The organism is Arthrobacter sp. Y3223065, assembly GCF_059090885.1.
Map to the genome: position 1 here is coordinate 219,973 of NZ_JBNHGC010000006.1, position 15,180 is coordinate 235,152.

Consider the following 15,180-nt stretch of genomic DNA (forward strand, 5'->3'; position numbering starts at 1 on the left):
GCTTTCTGTTGTTGCTGTAGTGCTGGGTGGTGCTGTCTGCGGTTCAGGTGCGCTTGGCGAAGCCGATCGGAAGGCGTATGGGCCCGGTGTTGCCGGAATCGGGCAGCCACTCGTCTCCCCCGGCCAAGTACGGGGCAGCGATGCGGCTGGCCAGCAGCGGCAGGGCCTCGCTCATGTCCGCTCGTGCGACGAAGTGGCCCAGGCAGTGGTGCACACCGCCGCCGAAGCCGTAGTGCGGCGCGTGCTCGCCGAGCAGATCCATCTCCGGGTTGGGGAAGGCCTTCGGGTCAGTGCCGGAAGACTGGGTGAAAAGGTGCACCGTCGTGCCCTTTTCGATGAAGAGGTCCTGATAGGTGAAGTCCTCCACCGCTTCCCGGGTGACCCAGGTAACCGTCGGGTTAATCCGCATGACCTCTTCGACGGCCTTGGCACCCAGTTCCGGGCGCTCCGCTAGCAGCTCCCACTGCTCCGGGTTGCGGATGAAGGACTGCATCGCCAGCCCCAGCTGATTGCGGGTGGTGTCCATGCCGCCGAAAATCAGCAGCACCAAGGCGTTACGCAGCTCTTCGTCGCTGAGCCGGTCTCCGTCGCGGCTGGCCAGCACCAAACGGCTGACGAAGTCCTCGCCCGGGTTTGACTGGCGGTCCTTGATCAGCTCGTCGGCGTATTCGTAGAGCTCCGCGACTGCCGCCTCCACCTTGTCCAGGTCCCGCTTGAACGTCACGCCGAGGGCCAGTCCCACTGTGGAGGCCAGCCTGGCGATCGTCGGCCACTCACTTTCCGGAATGCCCAACAGGATGGTGAGTACGCGGGTGGCATAGGGCTCGGCGAAGTCGCGGATGAACTCACACTCACCCTTGTCGATAAATGCGTCGATCAACTCGTTGGCCAGGGCTTGGAACCGGGGCACCAGGTCCTTGATCAACCGGGGCGAGAATGCCGGGTTAAGCAGTCGGCGGATGCGGTGGTGGTCTTCGCCTTCCAGCACCAGCAGATTCTTGGTCCACCAGTCGTAGAACAAGCCGCCGTGGACCCCGTTGTGCGCTGGCCACTGGGCACTGCCCTGCTTCAGCTTGGGGCTCTTGAGCAGCTTGCTCACCTCGTCGTACCGCAGCACGGCGATGCCGTAATTGGTCCTCGCGTACCAACTGGTCTGGCGTGCGTTGCGCAGCTCTTCGGACTGCATAGCGAACGACGGATCCGAAATGTTCAGGTACGGAATGTCAACAGTGGGCGTACTCATGGGTGGAACCTTTTCCTCATCTTGCTATCGGTGAATTGCTGGGCTGGAAGGCTCGGACTGTAGTGCTAGGCGGACAGGGACGCGGACGGTATGGCATCTCCTGCGGGTGCGTCGCCCTTCAGATAGGGCTTCTTCCACGTCATGTAGATCAGGCCGATAACCACGACCCCGACGGCGGAGATCAGCACAATGTGGTTGGCGAACCAGCCCGCTTCCGGAGTCCGCGGCCAAGCCATGTTGACCATGCCCAGCACGCCCCACACGAGAGCTGCGATGTTGACCGGAATGCTCCAGACCCCGAGCCGGAATGCCCCCTTGGGCTTCCAACCCTTCAGGTGGGCCCGCAACGAGGCCAGGACGACCATCTGGAAGCCCATGTACATGCCCATCGCGGCGAAAGAGATGATGGTGACCAGGGCGTCTTCGGAGACCTTGGACCCAACCACGATGATCGCCGGGACCAAGCCGGCCAGCAGCAGGGCGTAGGGCGGCACATGACGGGTTTCGCTGAACTTACTGAGCAGTTTGCTGCCCGGCAGGATCCCGTCGCGGGCCATCGAGTAGGCCAGCCGAGAGGACGCCGCCTGCAGGCTCAGTGCACAGGAGACAAAGGAGATCAGCACGACGGCGAGCACCACCTTGAACCCAAACGGTCCGAAGGCACCCAACAGGGCGCTGCCGATGGGGTCGGAATTCTCCCCGGAGATCACGGCGCCGAAGTCGGGCACGGCCAAAATCAGCGACAGGCACACGAACATCGCAGCGAAACCGCCAATGTAGATGGTCATCCGCATGGCCTTGGGGATCCGGCGCCCCGGGTTCGGAACCTCTTCGGCCACGTCGCCGCAGGCTTCGAAACCGTAGTACTGGTAGATGCCGATCAAGCCGGCAGCGGCAAAGGCGATGAAGTAGTTGCTGCCTTCACCCGCCCCGAAGCTCTGGAACAGCACGCTGAGGTCGTGCTCGCGGGCGGTGACCAGCAGCCAGACGCCGACGATGAGAGCCCCGCCGAGTTCCGCCAGCAAACCCAGCATGGCGACCTTGCTCAACACCTTGGTGCCGCCGAGGTTCAATACGGTAGCCAGGGCAATGACCGCCAGCGCCGAGATGATCACCGAGTCGACAGTGCTTTCCATCCCCAGCAACAGGCTGAGGAAGGGTCCGGCACCGTAGGAAACGCCGGCAATGGTGGCCAGCAAAGCGCAGAGGTAGACCCACCCGTTCATCCAGCCCCACTTGCGCCCCCACAGACGGCGGGACCACGGATAGACGCCGCCGGCCACGGGGTAATTGGAAACCACTTCCCCAAAAACCGTGGCAACCAGCAGTTGGCCGATCCCAACAATCACCAGGGACCAGAACATCGGCGGTCCGGCCATTCCCAACGATGCCGCGAACAGTGAGTAAATACCCACCACAGGGGACAGGTAGGTGAACCCAAGGGAGACGTTCCCCCAGAACGTCATTTCGCGCTTGAATTGCTTTTCGTACGAGTAGCCAAGGCTGGCAAGGTGCTCTGCGTCTTCATCGACGTCCGGACCTCCAGCGGGTCTCGTCATTTCGGCTGACATTGCGCTCCTTCAAAACGAATGGTCAGTGCGGTGAACGGGCCGTAAGAGCTGCCGCCCCGCGGTGATCGACGTCACAGTGAGGGCGATCACAAAAACCCTACAAATGAATGATTTGTTTGGCAAGCACTTCAGCGAAATCGACGCCGCACCCAGCGCCGGCCCACGCAGAGAAAGCGCGCTTCCTTGGGCAATCACCCATATCAGCACGGCAAAATCTGCTCTAGAAGAGCCTCAAAGCAATACATTCGGCCGCAGCATGTATCCCGAGCTTGACGACACGGCCGACAACCGGGAGGCGGTAGTGCGGAGACCGATGTGTCCGACGTAACATCTAAAAACATATGGCTTTAACGTTTATTCATCAGAGATCGTGAGTACATGGTGCCCCAGCCTGCCGCCGATGCCGAGACTGCCCAGCCATCCGCCCGGCCCCGAATTCTTGTCAGTTGCTCCCTCAGCGGACCTAAGAACGACCAATGGTTGACCGAATCGTTGACCGACTACGCCCGAAACGTCGGTCACGAGCTGAACATGCAGGAGGCAGACTTCCTGCTCCTCGACGTCGGGGCTCCTGTTTCGCAGGAGATGGACGCGGCAGCCAGTCTCGACGGGTTCGATGGCCTGCTGGTTCTAGGAGGCGGGGATATTCACCCCTCCCTCTACGGACAGCAGCCGGCGGCAGCACCCGGATATGGGGTGGATGCACGCGTCGACGAGGTTGAGATTGCGCTGGTTCGAAGCGCGGCTGCTTCGGGCCGGCCGGTGATGGGAATTTGCCGCGGCCTGCAGGTCATCAACGTCGCCTTCGGCGGGAGTTTGATTCAGGATTTGGGCCCGGATTCCATTCATCAGGTTCACACGGAAGCGCCAGGCATGATCGACCATGACGTCAAGGTCAAGCCGGATACCCTGCTCGCCACGGCATTGGGCGCGGAAAGCCTACGGGTCCGCTCCGGCCATCATCAGGCAGTTCAGGATCTCGGCGCCGGGATGCTCGCCGCCGCGGAGGCCCCGGACGGGGTAATTGAAGCCATCGAACACCAGGAACACTGGATCCTGGGAGTCCAGTGGCACCCCGAAGACCCCGGGACCACCTCGGGGCAGTTCGCCGCGCTGATTCGCCTTTTCACAGACCAGTGCCGGACGGGTCTGCCGACGGTGCCGTAGACCACCCGGATGGAACAGGTACAGTGCCGGTCCTCCCAGCCAAACAAACGCCCGCCGGATCGCCTCGTGCAGGGTGTTCAATGGGGCGATCGGCAGGCGCAGCGTCCGCCGGATTTCCGGCTCGGATCCTTGAAGGGCAACCCGGATGTCCAGGTCTTTCTCCGATGTGGGCATGGCATTGTTGCTGCCGGACTTAGGCTTGATGTCCCCTTCCGGCACGCGCGTCGCGGCTTTAGGTCCCAGTCCCGCCAGTCCCGTAGATGAACTCTTCGGCGTGGGCCACGGCCTTCTTGAACGAGTCGTTGCGCAAGGCCGCCTGTTCCGGGCCGCCGTTGACGCTCTCCGTGTAGTTCGTGAAGCCCGGCCGCAGCGCCCAGATGCCACCGCCCGGCGGCAGGTAGAACACGGCGAAAGACCGGTGTTCGCCGTCGTCGTCCTCCCACACCGGAACGACGGCGGCGGCGGCGCCGGTATCGACGTTGATCCACTGCGCACGCGGGCGCGGCTGGCCTTCTTCGAACACGCTCGGGTCCAAGAACGGCGCGGTCCCCGGCCCCCAGCGCTCCTCGAACCGTTCATGGAAAACGGGAAACAGGTGATGGTCGTACCGGCGCCAACTGGAAACAGGCATTGATCCTCGCTTCATCGAAAGGGAAATAGCAGCCACTCAGGCCACACGGTATCCTCGGGCTCCGGTCGTGGGAAGCCGAGGTAGACCGGATCCGCCACCTGCATGGCCGGGCGCACTCCGGGCGCAGGGCGCGGACGCGTCCTGGGCGTCGCGGGTCGTCCCGGCGAAGCCGCCTGCCCGCCGCCGGACGAAGCCGCCGTTTGGTCGCCGCGTCCGCCGCCGGGCGAAGCCGCCGCCGCTTGGCCGCGCCTGCTGCCCACCCGGCGTCCGCGGTCGTAATCTGCCCGGCGGCCCACGTCACCCAGGACGGAGTAAGCCTGCAGGATGGCACCCATCGCCAAGCCGTCGGCGCGCGACCGCGGCGCATCGCCGTCGTGGTTCAGATCCGGGTGGTGCGCGCGCAGCAAGGACCGATAGGCGCGCCTGATGTCAGCGTCGCTGGCATCGGGCGACACGCCCAGGATGGCGTAGAAGTCGGCGTCGCCCATGCTGGCCTCCTCCCTCCTGCTGCCGAAAGCGTGCGCCGCTCATGGCCAGCCGGTGGCTCCGCCCGCGCCCGGGCGTCACCACCGGCTGCGATCCCACAGGTCAGGCGTCGATCATCTGCTTGGTGTCTCCGCCTTTGATCTCGATCTTGCGCGGCTTGGCCTGCTCGCGGATGGGGATCCGGAGGGCCAGCACGCCGGCCTCGTAGTTCGCCGTGACCTTGTCCGTATCCAGCGTGTCGCCCAGGATCAGCTGGCGGCTAAACGTGCCGCTGGGCCGTTCGGCGGCAACGACTTCCTTGCCGTCCTCGATCTTGGACTTGCGCTCCGCAGCGACCGTGAGGACATTGCGTTCCACGTCCAGGTCGATGGTGGACGGATCGACGCCGGGCAGGTCGAGTTCGACGACGAACTCCTCGCCCTCGCGCCACGCATCCATCGGCATCGCCACCGGGCGTGCCTGGTTTCCGAAGACCTGCTGGGTCAGGCGGTCCAGCTCACGGAAGGGATCAGTTCTCATCAACATGGCAGCCTCCTTCAGTTCTTCACCTTGGCGCTCACCTAATCTGTGTCTGAGCGCATAGATATTATGACTCTGCGCTACTATGTTTGCAAGTCGGTTTTTGGAGGAATCTTGGCAAGCGAGAAGAAGCGGCCGCGGACGGACAAGGGCGTCTACGGCATCTCCGTGGTCTCCGACATCGTGGGCGTGGGCGAGCAGACCCTGCGCTTGTACGAACGCCGCGGCCTGCTGGAACCCGAGCGCACGGCGGGCGGCACGCGGCGGTACAGCCAGGACGACGTCGACCGCCTCCGCCGTATCGGCGAACTCGTGGACGACGGCGTGAACCTGGCCGGCGTCGGCAAGGTCCTGGAGCTTGAAGAGGACAACGCTTCGCTGCACCGGCAGCTTCAGGCGGCCAGGGAACGTGCGGCCGGACAAGAGCAGCACGAGGAGCCGGAGGAAACCACGCGGCCGGCCTGAACGCCTCCCTTCCGCCGGGCACCCGGAGTATGGTCGACACCGGAGCCCTACTTAGGAGCCGAACAAAGGACCACGCTCATGGGACTGCGAAGCGCGCTGTTCGCCGCTCAGTATGATGCCGCCATTCGCCGCGAACCGGCGGAGCTCGCGTCCCACCGCACCGCCTTGCTGTCCGGGTTGAGCGGGATTGTGTACGAAGTCGGCGCCGGCACCGGCGCGAATCTGCCGTACTTCCCGCCGGGGTGCTCCGTGACGTTGGTCGAGCCGGACCCGAACATGCGCAAGCGACTGGAGTCCAGGGTGCGGTCCCACTCCGCAACGGTGCGCGTGGTGGATGCGGTAGCCGAGGACTTGCCGGCCGAGGACGCCAGTGTGGACGCCGTGGTCTTCACCCTGGTGCTGTGCAGCGTCCCCGACCAGGCGGCGGCCCTGGCCGAAACCAAGCGCGTGCTCAAGCCCGACGGCAAGCTTCTCTTTTTAGAGCACGTCCGCGGCCCAGGCGCGCACGGCAAAGTGCAGGACCTGCTGCGGCCCGTGTGGTCGTTCGCTGCGCAGGGCTGCGAGCCCAACCGGAATACCGATGCGGCGATTTCTGCCGCCGGATTCAGCGTGGCGATGCAAGATGAGTTCGCCGTCGGCCCGGCATGGCTCCCAATAAATCCGATGGTAGCGGGCACGGCAACGCCCGGAGCCAACCGCTAGGCCGTCTCCGGGCGCCATGCGGCTCGGCGGCTGTAGGCGGAAGCGTTTGTTACCCGAAGCCGCCCAGCTTGTCCTTCATGCCGCCCAGCTTCTCGCCCAACCCTCCGGGGAGCTTGCCGAGGAGCGCGTCAACGTCAATGCCCAGCTTGGACAACAGCCCGGCGTCGCGCTCGGTGTCCACCTTCTCCGGCAGCTCGGCATCTGCCGCAACTGCTTGGTCCTCGTTTCCCTTCTGCTTGAGGAAATCGATGATCTGCTGCTTGTCGACCTGCATGGGTTTTCCCTTCGCTAGCGTGTCAGCGTACTGTCCACTGTCCTCGTGCCCGGCGCATGTGGCAAGGACCCGAGACGACCGCAAACGGCAGATGGCATACTGTTTGGACTCCACAGCGCCGTGGAAACCCCGTGGACAGGAACGCATGACATGGCTGGGCATTTCGAAGTGATCAAGGCATCCGACGGCGGCTACCGGGTCAGAATGCTGGACGGTAAGGGAAATCTCATGGCCGAATCGGTGACTTATCCGTCCCTCCAGGAGGCCAAGGACGGCATCGAGCTTGCACGGGAAATTGCAGGCACCGGCCGTGTAATCGACCGGACGGACGACACAGCAGATACCTAGCCGGGGCAGCTGACTGCTTCGTTGCTCACCGTGCCACCGCCCTGCCTGCCGCGTAAACGTCCGCCGGCATCGGCCTCTGCAGCTTCCAAGTGATCGCGATCGGCTTCTCCCCCGAGTGCTGCACGTAATCGACCTGGCCCAGACATGTGTAGGGCATGGTCATTCCGGCATCATCTTTTGCATGCTCTCGTGTAAACAGAACAATCTGTGACCCGTGCGCTTTGCGGTCGAGGTACCGCCGCCCGACCGGGCTCGTGGTGGACGCCGAGTTCTGTGATTCCCAGTGGAACAAGTCCTCACTCAGCGCATAGTCCTTGTACATGGTGGTGGCCGAGTGGTTCTTTTCGTCCTTGTTCAAGGTGACAAAAAAGGCGTCGGTAGCTATTTCCGGGCTCCAGGCAACACCTTCCCTGTGCTGCGCGTTCCGCCCGCCGAGCTCGGCGATGCCGAGGGCTGCCAGCACTTCTTCACGGCGGTATGTGGCGTGGGAGTACATGGGTAGGTGTTGTAGGCCTAGTCCGAGCCCCTTAGGCATGTGGCGGGCAGCCTCGACGCCGAGCTTCATCAATTGGCTAATCTCCGAGCAAGCGTAACGATAGGCCCGCAACTGCTCGAAGCCGTCGTCGTACTTTTCGAAGTCTCCACCATCAGGCCAGAGGGTAAAGAAAAGCATCCGGGCCAGGGTCTTCTCTCGCTCCCCCAGGTCTTCGTAAGGCACGCCGGCTGGGGAAACGAGCGCAGTGTATGTCTCAGCCCGTTCAGGATCATCGACATGCATCAGCGCGGTCATCTTTTTGAGTACAAGTTGCTCCTCGAAAAGTGACCGGCCCTCGCGGTGAACGGGCGGCTGCACGCCGGCTTCGATCAGCCCGGCCTCACGGATCAGCGACGTCCAGGAGTCACCGGTTTTCCGGTATACCTCCGACGCGTCCCTGCCGGACTCGCGCAGGTAGTCCTCCAGCAGGACCTCGGCATGTGACCGTACGTCGGCGACCAGCTGATTGCGGTTGAACCTCAGCTGGGATCTGATGTTATCCAGCACAATCCGCTGCGCCACCCGATCCAAGATGATCTGGCAGCCTGAAGGCAAGAGCGGAAACTCCTCCTCGATCTGTTTCACGAGGCCTGCCCGACTGGTTCCGGTCAGCGCCCGGAACTTGGGGGCAAATCGGAATTCGCGGCGCTGCTGGCCGATGAAGTCCAGAACTGTCAGGACGGCCTTATCCTCGGCTCGCCGGAGGCCGCGGCCGAGCTGCTGGAGGAAGATGGTCGAGCTTTGCGTGGGACGCAGCAGCAGGATCGTGTCAACTTCCGGCACGTCCAGGCCTTCGTTAAAGAGGTCGACGGCGAAAATGCAGTTGATCTCCTTGCTCCGAAGATTGGCGAGGGCTGCGGCCCTGTCCTCGCTAGTCGTGTCGCCTGAGACGGCCACAGAAGTGATGCCGGCGCCGTTAAAAACCTTGGACATGTAACGTGCGTGCTGGACGGAGACGCAGAATCCTATGGCTCGCATCTCCGTGGTACTGAGCACTTTATCGCGCAGTTCCTTAATGACCTTGGCCGCACGGGCGTCGTTGCCCGTGTACAGGACGTTCAGTGCCTGGAGATCGTAGTTGCCCCGCTTCCATTCCACCTGGCTCAGGTCGACGTCGTCCGCCAGTCCGAAATAATGGATTGGAACCAACAGGTCGGCATCCAATGCGTCCCACAGGCGAAGTTCGCTTGCTGTGCGGCCGCCAAAGAACGCCTCCGCGACGTTGACGCCGTCGCCGCGCTCCGGGGTGGCGGTCAGCCCAAGCAGTTCCTGCGGGCGAAGGTGGCCAATGATCTTCCGGTACGTCGGTGCCTCTGCGTGGTGAAACTCGTCGATGACAACGACGTCAAAATGCTGGGGGGAGATCTGTTCAATACCTTTGGACGCCAGAGACTGAACGCTGGCAAAGACGTGTTTCCATTGGGTCGGCTTATCTTCCCCGACGTAGAGTTCGCCAAATGAGCCGCTCTGCGTAACGGCTCGGTACGTGCGCAGGGCTTGCTCCAGGATTTCCTTCCGATGGGCGACGAACAGCAGAGTAAGCTGGCGGCCGGCTTGGTTGCAAAGCTGCTGGTAGTCCAGGGCAGCGACAACCGTCTTGCCGGTACCCGTAGCTGCCACTACCAGGTTTTGATGGTGGCCGTGGATTCCGCGGGACGTTTCAAGCTCCTCCAACATCTCAACCTGATGCAGATGTGGCTGGACCTCCAGCCCAGTGGCTCCCATGGGCTGCATCGCGGTGGTGCCGCCGTTCCGCAGCAGGGCGGCGTCGAGCCTTTCGGCGTCAGCATCCGGGTCATAGGGGACGAAAGCCCGCTGCTCCCAATAACTGTCAAACGTGACTTCGAACTTGTTCAGCAGCGCAGGCGTTGTGACAGACGACAGACGGACGTTCCATTCCAGTCCGTCCAGGAGGGCTGGCCTGCTCAGATTGGAGCTACCCACGTAGGCCGTATCGAATCCAGTGTTGCGGCGGAAAAGCCATGCCTTGGCGTGGAGCCTAGTGGCTTGGGTTTCGTAGCTGATCCGCACTTCTGCCCCGTGTCTGCGGACCAGCTCATCAACCGCACGGCGTTCGGTGGCGCCCATATAAGTGGTGGTGATAACGCGGAGGGGGACACCGCGTTCTACGAGCTCATCGAGTGCCGCCTCCAAAAGACGCAGACCACTCCACTTGATGAAGGCGCTGAGCAGGTAGACGGCATTGGCCGAGGCCATTTCGGCACGGAGTTCTGCTGCCAGGTTCGGATCGTCCTTGCCATTCGTTAGAAGTGCAGAATCCGATAATGCGGTAAGTGGACGACGAAGGTTTCGACGTCGCAGTTTCTCCGGTGCATGAAGCGAAAGAAGTTGCTGCGGGCCGTCCTTGATCGAGTCTTCTGCCTGAATAACTTCTAACATCCTGTTGGCAAGTGCCAGCCGGTCCTCCGGCTTCGCCGCCGCTAATGCATTCCTGGCCGCCTCACCAATATGTCTTGAAAGGATCTCTGTGGCGTCGGCAGCGTCTACTAACTCGAAGTTCGTCTGGTAGTCCGGCAAGTGCTCTAAACGGCGGGACAGCGATTCGGTGTGGAGGACCTCATATAGACCTTCTTGTAGGGCGTCGGCTTCTCGTCCCCCGATGAATGCGTTCACCAAGCCAGGGTAGATGAGCGTAGGGACATTTTCTTGTGTGACGCCCGGCATCACTGTGTTTATTCAACAATGGCTCACGATTGTGACGGAGAAGAAGGCTTAGCAATACACGGCGACTGACCGTCGAGGGCAAGATTGCCTGTTGCGATTGACAGGACGACATTGCCGGCCTTGCGTCCGGTTTCCACGTACCGGTGGGCTTGGACGATGTCGGAGGTCGTAACTTCTGTCGATGACCGCCCGGAATTTACCGGCCTCCGCGAGGTCGACGAGGTATTTCAGGTCGTCGGCGCGATGCCCGGCGGTGGCGATGACCTGCTTTCCGCTTCGACGGGCGTGGCGCCGAGCTCGGAGTATTCCCTTGAGGTCGGCGATCACCAGCAACAAAGATCCGCCTGGATTGAGCAACGCCTGGACTCGTTCGAAGGGTGCGTTGCCGACACAGTCCATGATGACGTCGTAGGTTTTGTCCTCCGTGGCGAAGTCGGTCAGGGCATAGTCGATGACCCGGTCGGCGCCGAGCGAGGCGACGAGCTCGGCGTTGGCTGCGCTGCAGACGCCGGTGACGTGCGCACCGAGGCGTTTCGCGAGCTGTACAGCCGCCGTTCCGACAGCACCCGAAGCGCCATTGATGAGGACCGCACCCCCCTATTTAAGTGCGGCGCGGTTTAGGAAGCTGCGCGCGGTGAGTCCACCGAAGAGAAGCGTTACGGCTTCCTCGGCGATCATGTTGCGTGGCTTGGCGATGAGAGCGCTGTCCTGGGGCACGCAGGCATACTCGGCGTGGCCGCCGAACTTGAAGCCGAGCATCCCGATCACTTCATCGCCGGGTTGGAATTGCGTGACGTCCGCGCCCACTGCCGCCACGACGCCAGCAACGTCCATGCCGAGGACTTGGTTGCGCGGCCGGAAAGGCCCAGTCCTTGCGCGGCCAATAGCCCCAGCCCTTTGGGAACCTTGCGACTCCGGGCACGATAGTCGGCGGCGCTCACCGTGCTCGCGTGGACTTTGACCAGGACGTCGTCGGGACCCGGTGAGGGCTTCGGAACATCTACCACGCTGACGACCTCCGGAGGACCGAACTTCCGGTAGACCGCGGCCCTCATCGCGCGGCCCTCGTCGGGAGTGCCGTGGCCCTGTCGGACATGCGCCTCGAGTGCCCGGACCTTTGCGCCCGGCGGCGGATGAAGTACTCGGCGACCGCAAGGTTGAGCAGCCAGGCCGCCCCCATGAGCACCGCACGGCTCAGTTCGTTGGTCGGGCCGACCAGGAGAATCCACGGGATGGTCACCAGGGCCTGGGTTCCGGCGGCGATCCCGATCGCGTAGCCGCGGGCCATCCAGGCACCGTGTGCGGCGAAGTTGCGCCGCTTGATCGCGAGGACGCCCAGGATGATGCTCGCCGTCATGGCTGTTCCGAACACCAGTCGGAGGACGAGCAGGATGACGCCGTCGTCGGGCGGGAGGTCATAGAAGACGGACATCCAGAGGCCGGAGAGGGCAGCAAGCAGGCCGGCCGGGATGAGGACAACCCCGGCGATGCGGTGCCAGCTGCGCCGGCCCCGCTTGCCGCGGCGCAGCGAGGGCACAAACTGGAAGGCCCCGACCAGGCTGTAGACGATTGCCGCGGGGATGTGGATCAGCACGGGAAGTGGCGAGTCGAAGAACCGCTCGTTGGCCGGCGTGACAGCCGCTCCCCCGGTCAGCTCGGCCACGCGTATCGACCCGAAGATGACCGGGATAAGGCTAACAAAGATCAAGCCGGCAGGTATGAGCCAGCGGCCGCGGGGCCGGCGCCCGGCGGCCTTGGTAACGGCGATGGTTTCTGCAGCCATTGTTGATTCCCCCAACTCTCGGGTGTACGGCGTACACCTTATGATCCCAAAGTAAGTGTACGTTGTACACTTGTCAAGAGATATCTGCCGTCAGAAAGGTGGTCCTGATGGCTCAGCAGGTGGAGTCGGCACGCCGCACCCCGCTGAACAGGCAGCGGGTGTTGAGCGCCGCCGTCGTACTTGCCGACGAAGCGGGCGTCGACGCGCTCAGCATGCGCAAGCTGGCCCAGGAGCTGGGCGTCGTACCGATGGCGCTGTACAAGCACGTCGCCAACAAGGAAGAACTGCTCGACGGCATGGTCGACGTCATCGTCGGCGAGATCGAGACGCGGACCGGCGGGACGGACTGGCGGAACGCCGTCCGGCAGCGGGTGTTGTCCGCCCGGGAGGTCCTGCTGCGCCACCCGTGGGCCCGCCAGGTGCTCGAGTCGCGCACCAACAAGACGCCGGTTGTCCTGGAGTACATGGACTCGGTGATCGGCATGTTCCGCGCCGGCGGATTCTCCGTCGACCTCACCCACCACGTGATGCACGCCCTGGGCAGCCGCATGTGGGGTTTCACCCAGGAGCTGTTCGACGACTCGCAAAGCCCGCCCGCGGACGTTCCGCCGGAGATGCTGCGCGCGATGGCCGAGCGGTATCCGCATATCGCCGAAATCGCCATGGCGGGCGCCCACGCCGAGGGATCCGTGGTGGGCCAGGGCTGCGACGACCAGTTCGAGTTCGAGTTCGCACTGGACCTCCTCCTCGACGGTTTCGAAAAACTTCACCAGCAGGGATGGACGTCGGCCCGGCGGTCCTGAGGCTCGCGGTCTGAGCGCGTGACTCCTCCACGGCCTAGTGGGAGCCGGGAATCCTGTCGGTCCATTGTGCTCCCATGCGCCAGCCTCTACGGTGAATGAACCGCAATCCGAACCGCAGGAGCGGGCATGGGCAAAAACCGCGGACGGATGGGGCGGGCGCCGTTGCAGTTCCCGACCGCCTTCGCCCTCGCCTGTGCGGCCGTTTGCCTCCTCGCCGTCGGCACCTGCCCGGCAGCCTTAGGAAACTGGCCTGCGGCGCCTGCGGCCGGCGGCGCGGCAGCCGCCGCGACAGCGGCACCTGCGCCCCCGGTCCCGGGCCGCGGTGCGCCCGACCCGGCCTTTGCGGCGGTTGACGCCTACTTGCAAGACCAGATTGATGCCCTCGGGATTCCGGGAGTCTCCCTCACCATCATCAGAGACGGCGGACTAGTACACCAGGCGGCGTTCGGCAGTGCCGATGACTCGGGGCGTCCCATGACCGCCCAGACGCCGGTTCTTCTGGCGTCGACCAGCAAATCCCTGACCGCCATCGCCGTGATGCAGCAGGTGGAGGCCGGTCTGCTGGAGCTGGACGAACCCGTGCGGACCTACCTGCCGTGGTTCAGCATGCGTGACCCCCGCGCGTCGGCCATCACGCTCCGCCACCTGCTCCATCAGACCAGCGGGCTGTCCACGGCAGACGGCTCGGCTTTCGCAGCATCGGATACCCAAGATCCTGCAGCGCTGGAACAGGGCGTGCGGGATCTGTCCGGCGCCAGCCTGGCTAGCCCGCCGGGGGCAACGTTCGCCTACTCCAATGCGAACTACAACGTCCTCGGCCTCTTGGTGCAGACCGTTTCCGGCCAGCCCTTCGGGGACTACATGCAGGACCATGTGTTCACGCCGCTCGACATGGCCAACACCCACACCAAGCGGGCAGCTGCGCGCGCGGATAACCTGGCGTCGGGCTACTCGCTGTGGTTCGGCACCTGGTGGCGACAGACGGACGTGCCGGCCGCGGTAACGGGGATGCCCTCGACCGTCATGTACTCATCGGCCCAGGATCTCGGCCACGAGTTGATCGCCCTGCTGCACGGCGGCGCCTACCTGGACCGCCGCATCCTCCGGCCGGAAAGCGTGGAGACGCTGCTGACGCCCCGGGTCCGTGTGGACGAGTCCAAAAGGTATGCCATGGCATGGTTTGCGCGCCCCCTGCTGGAATCCACACACCCGGACGCCGCGCCCGCGGGGGACGGCGACCTGCCGTTGCTGCTGGAGCATCAAGGCGAATGGGGCAACACGCACACCTATCAGGCCATGGTTCCGTCCTCCGGGCTGGGCCTTGCCCTGCTGATCAACGGGAACGACACGTCCGCGCCGTCCCGGCTGCAGGCGCTGGACAGCAATGTCCTGCGGATTCTCCACGGACAGCCTCCCGAGTCCCTGGCCGCGGATGAGGACTGGCTGCAGCAGTACGGCTGGGCCGTCGCCCTGGCGCTGCTGCTCGCCGAACTGGCGAGCCTGGCGCTGGCGCTCCACGTCCTGGGGCGGAAACGCATCGGCCCGCGCCGCGGCGGCCCTGCCACCACAGCCGGAGCCAGCTCCGCAGGCACGCGCGGAAACGACCCGGTCGGCATGGCCCGGTACCGTGGAGTGATTGTGCTCTGGGCCGCCGGGGCCCTGGCCCTGGACGCGTTCCTCGTCTGGTTGGGATTCGTTTACGCACCCGCCCGGTTCGAAACCTACCTGGCCGTCATCATCCGCCAGCTTCCCGACGTCGGTGCCGCGCTTGTACCGGCACTGACGCTGGCCATCGTCTGCTCCCTCCCCCGGACGGTGTGGCTGCTGTCCCGGCTCCGGACGCCCCGGCACGCCGCTTGACTAAGCCAACGACCCCCGGCACACCTCTTGACTAAGCCCCCGGGGGGGGGGGGGGGGGGGGGGGGGGGGGGGGGGGGGGGGGCGGGGGGGGGGGGCGGGGGGGGGGGG

17 protein-coding genes are annotated in these 15,180 nt (G+C 64.1%); 7 read left to right on the forward strand and 10 right to left on the reverse strand.

Features of this window, described 5'->3' with window-relative positions; genetic code table 11:
• Positions 1-43: 43 nt before the first annotated feature.
• Positions 44-1,243: a cytochrome P450 gene (locus AC5RUK_RS16040; RefSeq protein WP_494152783.1), complete on the reverse strand. Its 1,200-nt coding sequence runs from the start codon at positions 1,241-1,243 to the stop codon at positions 44-46.
• 65 nt (positions 1,244-1,308) lie between these two features.
• On the reverse strand, positions 1,309-2,814 hold the full coding sequence (locus tag AC5RUK_RS16045) for an APC family permease (RefSeq protein ID WP_494152784.1): 1,506 nt from the start codon (positions 2,812-2,814) through the stop codon (positions 1,309-1,311).
• A gap of 103 nt (positions 2,815-2,917) precedes the next feature.
• Here AC5RUK_RS16045 and AC5RUK_RS16050 point away from each other — a divergent pair, with 103 nt between their 5' ends.
• Both AC5RUK_RS16050 and AC5RUK_RS16055 read left to right on the forward strand, forming a co-directional pair.
• Positions 2,918-3,142 carry a hypothetical protein gene (locus AC5RUK_RS16050; protein ID WP_494152785.1) on the forward strand — a complete coding sequence of 75 codons (225 nt, stop codon included), beginning with the start codon at positions 2,918-2,920 and terminating at the stop codon, positions 3,140-3,142.
• Between the two features lie 50 nt (positions 3,143-3,192).
• The gene (locus AC5RUK_RS16055; RefSeq protein WP_494152786.1) at positions 3,193-3,981 is read left to right on the forward strand and encodes a gamma-glutamyl-gamma-aminobutyrate hydrolase family protein; all 789 of its coding nucleotides are present in this window, start codon (positions 3,193-3,195) and stop codon (positions 3,979-3,981) included.
• 232 nt (positions 3,982-4,213) lie between these two features.
• On the opposite strand, the gene AC5RUK_RS16060 is transcribed toward AC5RUK_RS16055, so the two are convergent.
• From AC5RUK_RS16060 to AC5RUK_RS16070, 3 genes are all read right to left on the reverse strand, one after another.
• Complete coding sequence (locus tag AC5RUK_RS16060) at positions 4,214-4,612, reverse strand: hypothetical protein (protein WP_494152787.1); 399 nt, start codon at positions 4,610-4,612, stop codon at positions 4,214-4,216.
• 11 nt (positions 4,613-4,623) lie between these two features.
• The gene (locus tag AC5RUK_RS16065; protein WP_494152788.1) at positions 4,624-5,100 is read right to left on the reverse strand and encodes a J domain-containing protein; all 477 of its coding nucleotides are present in this window, start codon (positions 5,098-5,100) and stop codon (positions 4,624-4,626) included.
• A gap of 100 nt (positions 5,101-5,200) precedes the next feature.
• The gene (locus AC5RUK_RS16070) at positions 5,201-5,623 is read right to left on the reverse strand and encodes an Hsp20/alpha crystallin family protein (protein ID WP_493987766.1); all 423 of its coding nucleotides are present in this window, start codon (positions 5,621-5,623) and stop codon (positions 5,201-5,203) included.
• Between the two features lie 108 nt (positions 5,624-5,731).
• Between AC5RUK_RS16070 and AC5RUK_RS16075 the strand changes: the two genes are divergently transcribed.
• Positions 5,732-6,082 carry a MerR family transcriptional regulator gene (locus AC5RUK_RS16075; RefSeq protein WP_494152789.1) on the forward strand — a complete coding sequence of 117 codons (351 nt, stop codon included), beginning with the start codon at positions 5,732-5,734 and terminating at the stop codon, positions 6,080-6,082.
• Between the two features lie 78 nt (positions 6,083-6,160).
• The gene (locus AC5RUK_RS16080; protein ID WP_494152790.1) at positions 6,161-6,784 is read left to right on the forward strand and encodes a class I SAM-dependent methyltransferase; all 624 of its coding nucleotides are present in this window, start codon (positions 6,161-6,163) and stop codon (positions 6,782-6,784) included.
• 49 nt (positions 6,785-6,833) lie between these two features.
• Here AC5RUK_RS16080 and AC5RUK_RS16085 read toward each other — a convergent pair whose 3' ends face one another.
• Positions 6,834-7,058 carry a hypothetical protein gene (locus AC5RUK_RS16085; RefSeq protein WP_494152791.1) on the reverse strand — a complete coding sequence of 75 codons (225 nt, stop codon included), beginning with the start codon at positions 7,056-7,058 and terminating at the stop codon, positions 6,834-6,836.
• Positions 7,059-7,208: 150 nt separating this feature from the next.
• Here AC5RUK_RS16085 and AC5RUK_RS16090 point away from each other — a divergent pair, with 150 nt between their 5' ends.
• The gene (locus AC5RUK_RS16090) at positions 7,209-7,406 is read left to right on the forward strand and encodes a YegP family protein (RefSeq protein ID WP_494152792.1); all 198 of its coding nucleotides are present in this window, start codon (positions 7,209-7,211) and stop codon (positions 7,404-7,406) included.
• Between the two features lie 25 nt (positions 7,407-7,431).
• On the opposite strand, the gene AC5RUK_RS16095 is transcribed toward AC5RUK_RS16090, so the two are convergent.
• The 4 genes from AC5RUK_RS16095 to AC5RUK_RS16110 all read right to left on the reverse strand — a co-directional run bounded on the left by AC5RUK_RS16095 (position 7,432) and on the right by AC5RUK_RS16110 (position 12,409).
• Complete coding sequence (locus tag AC5RUK_RS16095) at positions 7,432-10,575, reverse strand: DEAD/DEAH box helicase (RefSeq protein WP_494152793.1); 3,144 nt, start codon at positions 10,573-10,575, stop codon at positions 7,432-7,434.
• Positions 10,576-10,674: 99 nt separating this feature from the next.
• Entirely contained in the window at positions 10,675-11,208 is a 534-nt protein-coding gene (locus tag AC5RUK_RS16100; protein ID WP_494152804.1) for a zinc-binding dehydrogenase, read from the reverse strand.
• Positions 11,209-11,223: 15 nt separating this feature from the next.
• On the reverse strand, positions 11,224-11,460 hold the full coding sequence (locus AC5RUK_RS16105; protein ID WP_494152794.1) for an alcohol dehydrogenase catalytic domain-containing protein: 237 nt from the start codon (positions 11,458-11,460) through the stop codon (positions 11,224-11,226).
• A 217-nt stretch (positions 11,461-11,677) separates the two neighbouring features.
• Positions 11,678-12,409, reverse strand: a complete 732-nt coding sequence (locus AC5RUK_RS16110; RefSeq protein WP_494152795.1) for a DUF2306 domain-containing protein — start codon at positions 12,407-12,409, stop codon at positions 11,678-11,680.
• 107 nt (positions 12,410-12,516) lie between these two features.
• Between AC5RUK_RS16110 and AC5RUK_RS16115 the strand changes: the two genes are divergently transcribed.
• Positions 12,517-13,212 (forward strand): TetR/AcrR family transcriptional regulator, encoded by a 696-nt coding sequence (locus AC5RUK_RS16115; protein WP_494152796.1) that lies wholly within the window; start codon positions 12,517-12,519, stop codon positions 13,210-13,212.
• A 126-nt stretch (positions 13,213-13,338) separates the two neighbouring features.
• Positions 13,339-15,072, forward strand: coding sequence for a serine hydrolase domain-containing protein (locus AC5RUK_RS16120; protein ID WP_494152797.1), 1,734 nt, complete (start codon positions 13,339-13,341; stop codon positions 15,070-15,072).
• Positions 15,073-15,180 lie beyond the last annotated feature (108 nt).